Here is a 13,470-nt window from a genome sequence, read left to right as displayed (position 1 = left end):
GCGCCGGCGGCTCGATCGGCTCCGAGCTTTGCCGCCAGCTGCTCAACTGCCGCCCCGCGCGGATCGTGCTGTTCGAGCGCAGCGAATACGCCCTTTACGAGATCGACCGCGAGCTGCGCCCCCTGGCCGAGGCCGCGGGCATCGCGGTGACGACCCGGCTGGGCTCGGTCACCAACCGCGCACGGGTGCAGAACGTGCTGGCCGGCGAGGCGGTCGAGATCGTGCTGCACGCCGCCGCCTACAAGCACGTCCCCCTGGTCGAGGAGAACGAGCTGGAGGGTGCGCGCAACAACGTGCTGGGCACCCAGACCGTGGCCGAGGCCGCCATGGCCGCCGGGGTCGAGCGGTTCATCCTGGTCTCGACCGACAAGGCGGTGCGCCCGACCAACGTGATGGGCGCCACCAAGCGCCTGGCCGAGATGGTGATCCAGGATCTGCAGACCCGCAGCCCCCGCACCCGTTTCGCCATGGTCCGCTTCGGCAATGTCATGGGCTCGTCGGGCTCGGTGCTGCCGCTCTTCCAGCGCCAGATCGAACAGGGCGGGCCGGTGACCGTGACCCATCCCGAGGTGACGCGCTTTTTCATGACCATCCCCGAGGCCAGCCGCCTGGTGCTGCTGGCCGGCGCCTATTCCCGCGGCGGCGAGGTCTTCGTGCTGGACATGGGCGAGGCGGTGAAGATCATCGATGTCGCCCGGCGCATGATCTCGCTGTCGGGCCGGCGCCCGCGCGAGCAGGGATCGCCCGATGGCGACATCGAGATCCGCATCACCGGGCTGCGCCCGGGCGAGAAGCTCTACGAGGAGCTGCTGATCGACAACGACAGCCTGCGCGCCACCCCCCATGACAAGATCCTCTGCGCCGAGGAGGGGCAGCTGTCGCAGATCGAGGTCGCCGCCATGCTGCGCGAGATCCAGGAGGCCTTGGGCAAGGGCGACGCCAAGGCCCTGCGCCGCATCATCGCCGCCCGGGTCGAGGGCTATCACTCCCCCCAGGTCGCCGCGGTCTGACGGCGACCATCCCGACCCTGGCCCCAGGCCCGGGAGAGGGGGGCAGGCGGGCCCGATCCTCGGGGATCGCCTATCGGCAAAAGCGTATTGTCGTCCCCCCCGCAACCGTCCAAGGTGGCCCCGCGGGGCCACCCCCTGCCAGAGCACGAAGGAGAGCAGCCATGCGGAGCGGAGCTTCCGAATTGCCGTCGGACCGCCGTTTCGGCCTGTTCTTCGCGGCCGTCTTCGCGCTGGTCCTGCTGTGGAACCGGGACGGTCATCTCGGCCCCGGCGACGGGCTGCTGGTGGGGCTGGCGCTGGCGGCGGCGGGCCTGGCCTGGCTGGCGCCGGCCCGGCTGCGGCCGCTGAACCGGCTGTGGATGGGTCTGGGCGATCTGCTGGGCCGCATCGTCAGCCCGGTGGTGCTGGGGCTTCTCTATTTCGGGCTGATCACCCCGGTCGCCCTGGCGATGCGGGTGGCGGGCCGGGACGAACTGGGCCTGAAGCCCGGCACCGCCCGGAAAAGCCATTGGAAGCCGCGCGGGAGCGCGCCGCCGGAACCGGACTCGTTCCGCCGGCAGTTCTGAGCCGGCGACGGGCACGACAAGAGGGCCGCAAACGGGCCCGGAACAGGAAGGAACGCGGTTTTGCAGGCAGAGATTTCGAGGACAAGGCGATGAGTTTCCTGGCCGAGATGTGGCAGTTCCTGAAGGCGCGCAAGAAGCTGTGGCTGGCGCCGATCATCGTGGTGATGGCCGTGTTGGGCGGGCTGCTGGTGCTGGCTCAGGGCTCGGTCGTGGCCCCTTTCCTCTACACCCTGTTCTGAGGATCCAGCGCGCGTGCATATCGTCGGCCTTTCGGCCTATTACCATGACAGCGCCGCCTGCATCCTGAAGGATGGAGAGATCGTCGCGGCGGCCCAGGAAGAGCGGTTCACCCGGATCAAGCACGATCCGGGCTTTCCCATCCACGCCCTGCGCTACTGTCTCGAGGCCGCCGGCATCGGACCCGGCGAGGTCGACCATGTGGTCTTCTACGACAAGCCCTTCCTGAAGTTCGAGCGCCTGCTCGAGACCTATCTCGCCTTCGCCCCCCGGGGGCTGCGCAGCTTTGCCACCTCGATGCCGGTCTGGATCAAGGACAAGCTGTTCCAGAAATCGACGTTGCTGCGCTCGCTGGGCGAACTGGACCCAGAGGTGGACTGGAGCGCGCGGCTGCTGTTCAGCGAACATCACTACAGCCATGCCGCCAGCGCCTTCTACCCCTCGCCCTTCGAGACGGCGGCGGTGCTGACCATGGACGGGGTCGGCGAATGGACCACCACCTCGCTGGCGCTGGGAGAGGGCAATCGCCTGGCCATCCGCAAGGAGCTCCACTTTCCCCATTCGCTGGGTCTGCTCTACTCGGCCTTCACCCATCACGCGGGCTTCAAGGTCAACTCGGGCGAATACAAGCTCATGGGGCTGGCCCCTTACGGAGAGCCGCGTTTCGCCGATCTGATCCGCGACAGGCTGATCGACATCCGCGAGGATGGCTCGTTCCGGCTGAACATGTCCTATTTCGACTATTGCACCGGGCTGACCATGACCAACCCCCGGTTCGAGGAGCTGATGGGCGGGCCGGCCCGGTCCCCCGAAAGCCCGCTGGAACAGCGCGACATGGACATCGCGGCCTCCATCCAGGAGGTGACCGAGGAGATCATCCTCAAGCTGGCCCGCCATGCCGCCCGCGAGACCGGGCAGCGCGACCTGTGCCTGGCGGGGGGCGTGGCGCTGAACTGCGCGGCCAACGGCGTGCTGCACCGGGCGGGCATATTCGACCGGATCTGGATCCAGCCCGCGGCCGGAGACGCCGGCGGTGCCCTGGGCGCGGCGCTGGCGGTCTGGCACGCCATGCTGGACCGGCCGCGCACGCCCCCCTCTGCCGCCACGCCCTCTGTCGTCGCGCCTGCCGCCCCCGGTGGGGAAGGGGGCGCCCCTGCCGCCCGGGCCCCGATGCCGCCCGACCGGATGCGCGGCGCTTATCTGGGTCCCTCCTATGGTGCCGCCGAGATCGAGGCGCAGCTGACCGCCGCCGGCGCGGTCTTTTCCAGACTGTCGCCCGAGGAGGCGATCGACACCGCCGCCCGGGCCCTGGCCGGGGGTCAGGCGCTTGGCTGGATGAGCGGCCGGATGGAGTTTGGCCCCCGCGCCCTGGGCGGGCGCAGCATCCTGGCCGATCCGCGTCTTCCCCATATGCAGAGGCTTCTGAACCTCAAGGTGAAGTTTCGCGAATCCTTCCGCCCCTTCGCCCCCAGCGTCCTGCGCGAGCGGCTTGAGGACTGGTTCGAGCTGGACGTGGACAGCCCCTACATGCTGCTGATCGCCGATGTGGCGGCGCGGCGGCGGCGCCCCCCGGCCCCCGAAGAGGCCGGGCTGGAGGGGATGGACCGGCTGCGGGTCACCCGCTCGGAGATCCCGGCCGTCACCCATGTGGACGGCAGCGCCCGTATCCAGACGGTCGATGCCGACACCGCACCGGCCTATCACGCGCTGCTGTCGCGTTTCGAGGCGCTCACCGGCTGCCCGGTGCTGGCCAACACCTCGTTCAACGTGCGCGGCGAGCCGATCATCTGCACCCCCGATGACGCCTTCCGCTGTTTCATGGGAACGGATCTGGACATGCTGGTGATCGAGGATTTCGTGCTGGTGAAGCACGATCAGGACCCCGCCCTGCGCCAGGATTACCGCAACATGTACGAGCTGGATTGAGGATGCGCGACACGGTCCGGGCAGGCATATCGGTTCTTCTGGCCAGCGCCGTGCTGCTGGTGGTGCTGGAGATGGTGAGCGCGCTGGCCTTCTACCACAAGAACCGCGGCGCGCTGCCGCCCTCGAGCACGGTGGCGGCGCTGATGAAGCTGACCGGCGTGCTGGCGCCGCCGCCCGAACGCCCCTCCAAGCTGCAGACCCTGGTGGAGATGCGCAGCCGCGAGCCCCGGGTCTACCCGCACTATCTGTTCAACCCGCAGCTCCACGAACGGCCGGCCTTCTATCACTTGGGCAATGTCGCCCGGTCGCGGATCCTTTTCTGCGACGAGGCGGGATACTGGGCCTCGTGGATCTCGGACGAGATCGGCTTTCGCAACCCGGCCGGCCAGCTGGGCGGGGCGGTCGATTACATCCTTCTGGGCGACAGTTTCACCGAAGGCGCCTGCGAGGCCGAGGCCGACACGTTCGCAGGGCAGTTTCGCGCCGCCGGGCAGCGGGTGATGAACCTGGGCCGGGGCGGCTCGGGGCCGCTGTTCCAGCTGGCCACCCTGCGCGAGTTCGGCCCCCTGGTGCGCGCGCGCCAGGTGGTGTGGTTCGTCTTTGCCGGCAACGACATGGCCAACCTGCGCGAGGAGAAGACGACCCCGTTGATCCGCTACCTGGAGGATCCCGCCTACAGCCAGGACCTGGCGGGCCGGCGCGACGAGGTCTCGGCGCGGCTGGAGCATTTCCTGGACCGCCAGGTCGCGCTGGATCTCGAGCGCCGGGAACAGGGGCGGGAGCTGCCCTATGCCGCCCAGGGCTATGGCGAGACGCTGGATATCATCGAGGCCCGCGAGAAGGAGGCCGGGTTGTTCGGCCAGGTCGCCGCGGCCATCCTGCGCCAGACCCGGGCCCAGGGGGCCGCCTTGCGGATCGTGCTGCTCGAGCATCCCTCCGAAGGCTATCCCCACGACATCCAGGACAGCACCGCCGGGGCGGTGCGCGGCTTTGCCGAGAAGGCGGGCGTGCCGCTGCTGCATGTCGACCGGGCCGCCCTGGCGGCCGAGCCCGACCTCTACACGCCGGTGGGGTCGCATTTCGGCGCCGAGGGCTATCGCCGCATCGCGGGGCGGGTGCAGGCCTGGCTGACGGGCCTTGGGGCGGGGCCGGAAAAAGCCCCGGAAAAGGCCCCGGAAAAGGGGCAGGAAAAGGACCGGGGCGGGGTCCGGGCACGGTGACGCTTAGGTTACTCTTGCGCAACACCGCGGCGGAGGATTCCGCAGGGGCTGTTCAGAGGTGCGGGCCAGGCATAGAAACATGGAAAACGGGCGGAAGATCCTGATGAGCGAGCATGGCAGAATTTCCCTGACGATGCTGACGGCGCTTGCTGTCGGCACCCTGCTTTCGGGCCTGTGGCCGGGCTTTTCCGGGGTCCGGGCGCAGGAGGCCGGGCTGACCCTCGATCCGTCCGGCCAGCGCGCGCGCGCGGCATCGCCCGCGATGCCCGTCGGCTACACGCTCTATGGCACCACGGGGCTGATCGACATGCCCTCGGCCGCATCCGCCCCCGATGCCGAGCTGGCCGCCACCCTGGGCCAGTTCGCCCGCTCCACCCGCGCCACCCTGTCCTTCCAGATCACCGAGCGGCTCTCGGGCAGCTTTCGCTACAGCTATATCGACAACTACGTCCTGGGGACGGGCGGCGAGACCTACGATCGCAGCTTCGACGTGCAATACCGCTTTGCCGACGAGGGGCGTTTCATGCCCGCGATGGCCATCGGCCTGCGCGATTTCATCGGCACCGGGGTCTATTCGGGCGAATATGTCGTCGCCACCAAGACCCTGACCCCCCGCCTGCGCGTCACCGGCGGCCTTGGCTGGGGCCGGCTGGGCACCCAGGGCGGGTTCACCAATCCGCTGGGCGCCCTCGACGCCCGGTTCGAGACCCGCAGCAACGCCGGCACGGCCCAGGGCGGCACCCTGCGCGGGGCCGAGTGGTTCCGCGGGCCGGCCGCGCTTTTCGGCGGCGTCGAGTGGCAGGCCAGCGACCGGCTGACCCTGATGGCGGAATATTCCTCGGATGCCTACGCGCTGGAGACGGCGCCGGGGCGCGATCATTTCACCCACCGCACCCCGTTCAACTTCGGCGCCAGCTACCGGCTGCGGCCGGGCACGACCCTGTCGGGCTATTACATGCATGGCGACACCCTGGCCGCGCAGCTGACCCTGACGCTCAACCCCCGCCACCCGCCGGTGAAGGGCAGCATCGGCCCCGCGCCGCTGCCGGTGGCGCGCCGCCCCGAGGGCGCCGCGGCCGACACCTCCTGGACCGCCCAGGCCGACGCCCGCACCATCCTCGAGCAGAACCTGCAGAAGCTGCTGGGCGAGGAGGGGCTGATCCTGGAGGGGATGCGCCTGGACGCGCGCCGCGCCGAGGTCCGGGTGGAGAACACCCGCTACGGCTCCACCGCCCAGGCCATCGGCCGGACGGCGCGGGTGATGAGCAACGTCATGCCCGCCTCGGTCGAGAGCTTCACCATCCTGCCCATGACCCAGGGCATCCCCGCCAGCGCCGTCACCCTTCGCCGCAGCGATCTGGAGGCGCTGGAACTGGCGCCCGACGGCAATTGGCAATCCTACGTGCGCGCCCGCATCGACAGCGGCGCCCCGCCGCCCGCCTCCCCAGAACTGGTCCTGGCCGAGGGGCTTTACCCGCGCTTCGAATGGGGGCTCGGACCCTATGGCTCCAGCTCGTTCTTCGATCCCGACAGCCCGGTGCGGCTGGAACTGGGGGCGCGGCTGAAGGCGCGTTACGAACCGACGCCGGGGCTGATCCTGAAAGGCTCGGTCCAGAAGCGCGTGGTCGGCAACATCGACGACGCCACCCGGCCGCCCAACTCGGTCCTGCCCCATGTGCGCACCGACGCCGTGCAATACAGCCGCGAGGGCGACCCGGCGATCACCGAGCTGACGGCGGCCCGGTATTTCCGCCCCGGCCGCGATTTCTACGGCCGGGTGACCGCGGGCTACCTCGAGCAGATGTTCGGCGGCGTCTCGGCCGAGATCCTGTGGAAGCCGCCCGCCGCGCGCCTGGCCCTGGGGGCCGAGCTCAACTACGTCAAGAAGCGCGATTTCGACCAGCTTTTCGGCTTTCAGGACTATGACGTGGTGACGGGCCATGTCTCGGCCTACTGGGACATGGGCAACGACTATCACGCGCAGCTGGACGTGGGCCGCTACCTGGCCGGCGACTGGGGCGCCACCCTGGCCCTCGACCGCGAATTCGCCAACGGCTGGAAGGTCGGGGCCTATGCCACGCTGACCGACGTGCCCTTCTCCGATTTCGGCGAGGGTTCCTTCGACAAGGGGCTGCGCTTCACCGTGCCGCTGGAATTCTTCACCGGCCGGCCCAGCACCACCCGCTATGACATCAGCCTGCGGCCGATCACCCGCGACGGCGGCGCCCGGCTGAATGTCCAGGACCGGCTTTACAAGACGGTGCGCGGCTACCAGGACCCGGGCCTGGCCGAGCAATGGGGGCGGTTCTGGAGATGAGCGTGTCGCATTCCGCCTTGCCCCGCCCCCTTTCGCGTCCCCTTTCGCGCCCTCTTTCCCGGGCCCTGATGCTGGCCGGCCTCCTGGCCCTCCTTCTGGCCCTGTCGGCCTGCGGCAGCCAGAAAAGCGAGCTGGGCACGCTGGCGACCGGCGCGCTGAAGGGGCTGATCCCGGGCCAGGCGGCGGCCCCCGCCGCCCCCGATCCGCGCCAGGTGCTGACCCGCGAGATGCTGGACGCCACCCCGGTGCCGGTGCTGCTGGTGGACAACGAGACCTCGGGGCGCAGCGGCACCCTGATCGCGGTGGCCGACAACGGCCCCTGGCGCAGCTGGCGCGATGCCGAGGGGCTGGGCCTGAACTTCCGCGCCGGTCTTCTGGGGCGCAGCCAGGGGCTGGGCGAGGACCTGGTGTCGGCCGATCTCGACGAGCCGCTGGGGGCGCTCGCGGCGCTCCTTGGCGGGCGCGCGGGCAGGGTCGAGGGGGCGGTGCGGGTGCATCGCTATCTCGACGGCGAGCGCCAGGAGGTGACCCGCAGCTTCGTCTGCGCCTATGGCGTCGCCGGCGCCGAGACGCTGAGCCTCTTTGCGCGCAGCTATGCCACCCGCCACCTGGTCGAGACCTGCCGCGGCCCGGACCTGGAGTTCCGCAACGACTACTGGATCGGCGGCGACGGCACGGTGCGCAAGTCGCGCCAATGGGTGGGCCCCGAGGCGGGATACCTGCGCATCGAGCAGCTGCGCCCCTGAGCCTGACCAGAAGCCTGGTCGAGAGCCTGTTTCCGGGTCCTGTCCTCTGTCGGCCTGAAACACGCCCGCGAGTCCCGGCTCTGGCCGCCCTCCGCCGCCCGGGCCGCGACCCCGGGGACGGCTTTGGCAACCGGAAGGCGAACGCGCGGGCCGGGGCGGGGTGAGGGGCGCGGGGCGGAGCGGCGGAAGACCGGTAAATTCCTGCCATGACAGGGGTTTGTTGCACCGATTCATTTGCCAGACCGCCGCAAGTGATCTATGTTTGGCGGGCATGCATCTAATTGGAGTTAATGTAATGAAAAAGATCGTCGCTGCCGGCCTCGCCGCCGCGCTCGTCGCCCTGCCGGTTTCCGGCGCCTATGCCGCCGAGGTCAAGCCGCTCGACGCCACCAAGTCGACCCAGTCGCTGCCGCCGGTCCTGCTGGGCGGCGCCGGCGTTGGCGCGACCGGCCTCATCGTGGGCGCGATCACCCTGCTGACGGTTGTTGCCATCGTCACCGAGAACAACAGCTCGGGCACCACCCGCTGATCGGCACACGGATCGACGGACGGCGGTCGGTCGCATACTGATCGGCCACTATCGGTAAAAAAAGGGGCGGTTCGCATGGACGGGCCGCCCTTTTTGTTTGCACGGCGCAAGTCGGAACCGGATAACCGACAAAGAAGAAGAAACGATTTTTCGGATACGGGGCACGAGGCAGCATGTTCAAGAAATTCATTTTCGGCCTTTCCCTTGCCGGGCTGACGGCGCTGGCGGGATGTGGCGTCGCCTATATCTCTCCCAGCGTGAAGGCCGGTGTCAGCGATGCCGACGCCAAGGTGCGCGTGGTGTCGGTCACCCCCCAGTCGGTGCTGGTGGCCAACCGCTCCAACTACAATCCCAAGAGCCTGCCCGCGATCTTCTTCCAGAATGCCGGCGGGGCAGGGGGCGGACGCGGCATCGGCGCGCTGCCGCCGGCCTCCACCGGGCCCGAGCTGCGCCCGACGCGGCTGGTCACCCAGCTGCCGCCGCCGCCCGCCGTCACCCCCTATGAGATCGGCATCGGCGACGTGGTGCTGCTGGCCACGCCCCAGGCCGGATCGACCATCGAGGAGCTGACCGGCCTGCTGGCCGCCCAGAACCGCCGCCAGGGCTATACGGTGCAGGACGACGGCGCCATCGCCATCCCCGAGGTGGGCCGCATCCGTCTGGCCGGCATGACCCTGGAAGAGGCCGAGGCCGAGGTCTTCCAGCGCCTGGTCGAAGCGCAGATCGACCCGTCGTTCAGCCTCGAGATCGCCGAGTTCAACTCCAAGCGCGTCTCGATCGGCGGCGCGGTGCGCAACGCCGCCGTGGTGCCGATCCGTCTGACCCCGCTCTACCTGCCCGAGGCGCTGGCCGCCGCCGGCGGCGTACAGCTGGTGGACGATGATTTCGCGGTGATCCGGCTTTACCGCGACGGGGTGCTCTACCAGATCCCGGTCAAGCAGCTCTACCAGCGCCAGGAGCTGCAGAAGGTCCGGCTGGTCGACGGCGACAGCCTGTTCGTGGACACGGATTTCGAACTGACCAAGGCCCAGGCCTATTTCGCCGAGCAGATCCGCCTGTCGGAATTCCGCCAGGCCGCCCGGGTCCAGGCCCTCAACGAGCTGCAGGCCGCCGTCGGGCTGCGCCGCGCCGCCCTGGGCGAGAGCCGCGACAATTACCGCGCCCGCGCCGAGTTCGACGCGGTCGACCGCGATTATGTCTACCTGACCGGCGAAGTCGTGAAACAGAGCCGCTTTCCCCTGCCGCTGGGCCGCAAGGCCAACCTGGCCGACGCGCTTTATGCCGAGGGCGGGTTCGCCACCGAGACCGCCAACCCCAGCCAGATCTACGTGCTGCGCGGATCGCCGGACCCGGCCGATTTCGGCGCCGTGACGGCCTGGCACCTGGATGCGCGCAACGCGGCCAATTTCACCCTGGCGACGCGGCTGGAGCTGCGGCCCAACGACGTGGTCTTCATCGCCGAACAGCCGATCACCCGCTGGAACCGGGTCGTGCAGCAGATCGTGCCGTCGCTGCTGACAACCGCGGCCTCGGCGGCCGCGAACTAAAAAGCGGCGGCCTCGGCAGCCGCGAACGGATTGCGATAAGCGCCGCCCCCCTCGCGGGGTGCGGCGCGGCCTCCGGCGGGGATATTTTCACGACAATGAAGCCGGGGCCTGGCGGGCGGACGGCCGGCCGGTCCCGGACCGTGTTAGAGGAAGCGGCAGGTTCCGGGCGAGAGCGCGGCGGTGGTCAGCCGGCCGGTGGCATAGGCGCCGGTGTCGATGGCGATGCGCCCGCCGGCCCGTTCGGGCGCGGGCACGATCGTGTGGCCGTGCAGCACCCAGATGCCATCCGTCCGCGCCCGGGTGAAGAAATCCCGGTGACCCCAGAGCAGACTGCGGGCGCTCTGCTCGGCCGGGGCGAGGTCCGGGTCCATGGCGGCATGCACACAGCAGATATTGCCGCTTTGCCAGCGCAGGGGCAGGGCGCGCAGCCAGGCCTCCATTCCCTTCGGAAGAGCCTCTTCCAGAGCCTCGCAGGCCTCCATCAGCTCCTCGGCGGCGGCCCGTTCGGTCAGGCCGCCGATGCGGTAGCTGGCCAGGGTCTGCAACCCGCCGTTGCGCAGCCAGCGGGTGCCGCGCCCGGCCGGGTCGTCGAGGAATTCCAGCATCATCTTCTCGTGGTTGCCCATCAGGCAGACGACCTGGTCGGGGTAATCCCGTTCCAGGGTGAAGAGCCGCTCGAGCACCTGGGCCGATTGTTCGCCCCGGTCGACGTAATCGCCCAGCAGGACCAGCGCCGGGGCCGTGCCCATCTCGTCGCGGCCGGCCTGGTCGCTTTCGACCCGCTCCAGCGCGGCCTCGAGCAGGTCGGCGCGGCCGTGGATGTCGCCCACCGCGTAGAAGGGCCGGTCGGGGGCGATCGGCGCGTCGAAGGCGGGGGCCGTGCCGGAGCGGGTGGAGCGGGGGCGGGCGGAGCCGGGGGAAAGCAGGGATCTGAGGCGGGTCAGCACGGGGATCTCCGGTTGCGAGAACAGGGCAGCAGGGCGGGCGCGGGAACGGGGCGCGAGAATGGGGTGCGAGAGGGCGGCGCGGGTCAGGAATAGCCCAAATTCGCCCCGGCGGAAAACGCCATTTCGCCCTCTGGCGGAAACCGGCGGGTGACCTGCCGGGCAATTGCAATGTTGCGTTCGAGAGCGGGGTATGGGAACACGATCCCACAGCGAGCTATGGATTTTTTATGAAAGCCGATGTTTCCCCGCGTCTCGCGTCCCGGCCTGCCCTGGCGCGCGAAGAGAATGGCGAGATCAATCTTGGTCAGATCTTCCGCACTTTGTGGCGAGGAAAATTCTGGATCATCCTGGCCAGCCTCGTCACCCTGCTGATCGGCGGATATTACGCCTTCGTCATGGCGGTTCCCACCTATACCGCCACCGCCACGGTCGCGCTGGAAAGCCGGCAGGAACAGGTGGTCGACATCGAAAGCGTGATGACCGGCCTCTCGGGGGACCAGATCACGATCAACACCGAGGTGGAGGTCATCCGTTCACGCGAGCTGATCGGTCGGCTGGCCGACCGCCTGAACCTGGCCGAGGACCCTGAGTTCAACTTCTGGATCCGCCCCAAGCCCGCGATCTCGCTGGGCGTGGTGATTGGCCTGGTCCGCGAACTGATCCTGGGCCCGGCCCCGGAGCTTCCGCCCCCCAGCGCACAGACCGTGCGCGACAGTGTCATAAACATGGTCCTTGGCCGCATCTTCGTCTCGAACGTGCGCCAGAGCTACGTCTTCGAGATCACCGCCGTCACCGAGGATCCCGAGAAATCGGCCCTGATCGCCAACACGCTGGCCGAGCTTTACATCCGCGACCAGCTGGACGTGAAATTCGCCGCCACCGAGAAGGCGACCGAGTTCCTGACCGAACGGGTCAGCCAGCTGCAGGTCGAGCTGGAGGCCGCGGAATCCGCCGCCAAGGCCTTCAACGCCGGCACCGATCTGGTCAGCCCCGAGGCGCTGATCGGGCTGAACCGCCAGATCAAGGAGCTGCGCGACCGGCTGGGCGAGGCCCGCACCGCCCAGGCCCAGGCCGAGGCCCGGGTCACCGCCCTCGAGGAGGCCGCCGCGGCCGCCGATACCGAGCGCATGGCCGCCCTGGCCAACGACCGGACCCTGGACCGGATCGCGACGCTGATGCGTAACAACCCCGCCACGGGCCGCGCCAGTTTCGACGACCGCTACGAACAGATCGTCGCCCGCGCCCGGCTGGAGGCCGACCGCAACGCCGCCCAGATCCGGGCGCTGGAAAGCACCATTGCCCAGCAGGAGGCCCAGATCGAGCGCCAGTCCGGCGATCTGGTCAGGTTGCAGCAGCTGGAGCGCGAGGCCGAGGCCAGCCGGCTGATCTACGAGTATTTCCTGAACCGCCTGAAGGAGACCAGCGTTCAGCAGGGCATCCAGCAGGCCGACAGCCGGCTGCTGTCCCGGGCCGTCGTGCCGCTGAGCCCCGCCGCGCCGCGCAAGTCGATGATCCTGGCCCTGTCGCTGGTGCTGGGGGCCTTTCTGGGTGCAACACTGATCCTGGCGCGGGAATTCGCCCAGAACACCTTCCGCGTGGCCGAGGAGATGGAGATGCGCACCGGCTATCCGGTGATCGGCCAGATCCCCGCCATCCCGGCGCGGCGGCGCAAGAACGTGCTGAAATACCTGACCGAGAAACCCACCTCGGCGGCGGCCGAGGCGATCCGCAACCTGCGCACCTCGCTCTTGCTGTCGGATATCGACAGCCCGCCGCAGATCATCATGTCGACCTCGTCGATCCCCGGCGAGGGCAAGACCACCCAGTCGCTGGCGCTTTCCCAGAACCTGTCGGGGCTGGGCAAGAAGGTGCTGCTGATCGAGGGCGACATCCGACGTCGGGTCTTTGCCGAGTATTTCGACATCGAGGGCCGCCAGGGCCTGCTGGCGGTGCTGTCGGGCGAGGTCGCGCTGGAGGATGTCGTCTTCCACGAGGAGCGGATGAAGGCCGACATCCTGGTGGGCGAGAAATCCGCCATCAACGCCGCCGACGTCTTCTCCTCGGAGCGGTTTACCCGCTTCCTGGCCGAGCTGCGCCAGAAATACGACTACATCATCATCGACACGCCGCCCGTTCTGGCCGTGCCCGACGCCCGGGTGATCGGCCAGTCGGTGGATGCCATCATCTACACGGTGAAATGGGACAGCACCTCCCACCGCCAGGTGCTGGACGGGCTGAAATCCTTCGAGAACGTCAACCTCAGGGTCTCGGGCCTGGTGCTGAGCCAGATCAACCACCGGGGCATGAAGAGCTATGGCTACGGGGACGGTTATGGCTCCTACAGCGGGTATTACGACAATTGAGCCGTGGCAGGGGCGCGCGAAGGCATTTTCCTTTCGGCTGGGGGGCGGGGCAGCGCCCCGGC

At 69.1% G+C, this 13,470-nt stretch carries 11 protein-coding genes; 10 read left to right on the top strand and 1 reads right to left on the bottom strand.

Annotation, left to right across the window (positions count from 1 at the left end; all coding sequences use genetic code 11):
• The 9 genes from CLV77_RS15500 to CLV77_RS15465 form a co-directional block, all read left to right on the top strand.
• A partial coding sequence (locus CLV77_RS15500) for a UDP-N-acetylglucosamine 4,6-dehydratase family protein (protein ID WP_157802080.1) occupies positions 1 to 1,010 on the top strand: 1,010 nt, incomplete at its 5' end.
• A 161-nt stretch (positions 1,011 to 1,171) separates the two neighbouring features.
• Entirely contained in the window at positions 1,172 to 1,576 is a 405-nt protein-coding gene (locus tag CLV77_RS15495) for an SxtJ family membrane protein (protein WP_076981324.1), read from the top strand.
• An 89-nt stretch (positions 1,577 to 1,665) separates the two neighbouring features.
• The gene (locus CLV77_RS16560; RefSeq protein ID WP_100053142.1) at positions 1,666 to 1,815 is read left to right on the top strand and encodes a DUF5989 family protein; all 150 of its coding nucleotides are present in this window, start codon (positions 1,666 to 1,668) and stop codon (positions 1,813 to 1,815) included.
• Between the two features lie 13 nt (positions 1,816 to 1,828).
• Positions 1,829 to 3,739: a carbamoyltransferase family protein gene (locus CLV77_RS15490; protein WP_076981323.1), complete on the top strand. Its 1,911-nt coding sequence runs from the start codon at positions 1,829 to 1,831 to the stop codon at positions 3,737 to 3,739.
• Positions 3,740 to 3,741: 2 nt separating this feature from the next.
• On the top strand, positions 3,742 to 4,959 hold the full coding sequence (locus CLV77_RS15485) for an SGNH/GDSL hydrolase family protein (RefSeq protein WP_076981322.1): 1,218 nt from the start codon (positions 3,742 to 3,744) through the stop codon (positions 4,957 to 4,959).
• Positions 4,960 to 5,062: 103 nt separating this feature from the next.
• Positions 5,063 to 7,276, top strand: coding sequence for a YjbH domain-containing protein (locus tag CLV77_RS15480; RefSeq protein ID WP_157802079.1), 2,214 nt, complete (start codon positions 5,063 to 5,065; stop codon positions 7,274 to 7,276).
• A 68-nt stretch (positions 7,277 to 7,344) separates the two neighbouring features.
• Positions 7,345 to 8,022 carry a YjbF family lipoprotein gene (locus tag CLV77_RS15475; RefSeq protein WP_157802077.1) on the top strand — a complete coding sequence of 226 codons (678 nt, stop codon included), beginning with the start codon at positions 7,345 to 7,347 and terminating at the stop codon, positions 8,020 to 8,022.
• A gap of 295 nt (positions 8,023 to 8,317) precedes the next feature.
• On the top strand, positions 8,318 to 8,551 hold the full coding sequence (locus CLV77_RS15470) for a hypothetical protein (protein WP_076981321.1): 234 nt from the start codon (positions 8,318 to 8,320) through the stop codon (positions 8,549 to 8,551).
• A 173-nt stretch (positions 8,552 to 8,724) separates the two neighbouring features.
• Positions 8,725 to 10,098: a polysaccharide biosynthesis/export family protein gene (locus CLV77_RS15465; RefSeq protein ID WP_197685793.1), complete on the top strand. Its 1,374-nt coding sequence runs from the start codon at positions 8,725 to 8,727 to the stop codon at positions 10,096 to 10,098.
• A gap of 143 nt (positions 10,099 to 10,241) precedes the next feature.
• Here the strand turns inward: CLV77_RS15465 and CLV77_RS15460 are convergent, their stop codons facing one another.
• Positions 10,242 to 11,045: a metallophosphoesterase family protein gene (locus CLV77_RS15460; protein ID WP_233128118.1), complete on the bottom strand. Its 804-nt coding sequence runs from the start codon at positions 11,043 to 11,045 to the stop codon at positions 10,242 to 10,244.
• A gap of 227 nt (positions 11,046 to 11,272) precedes the next feature.
• Between CLV77_RS15460 and CLV77_RS15455 the strand changes: the two genes are divergently transcribed.
• On the top strand, positions 11,273 to 13,408 hold the full coding sequence (locus CLV77_RS15455) for a GumC family protein (protein ID WP_076981320.1): 2,136 nt from the start codon (positions 11,273 to 11,275) through the stop codon (positions 13,406 to 13,408).
• Positions 13,409 to 13,470 lie beyond the last annotated feature (62 nt).

Origin of the sequence: Brevirhabdus pacifica (assembly GCF_002797755.1) — a bacterium.
Taxonomy (GTDB): Bacteria; Pseudomonadota; Alphaproteobacteria; order Rhodobacterales; family Rhodobacteraceae; genus Brevirhabdus; species Brevirhabdus pacifica.
Note: the sequence above shows the minus strand (reverse complement) of the source record. Positions and strands in the feature narration are given on the sequence as shown.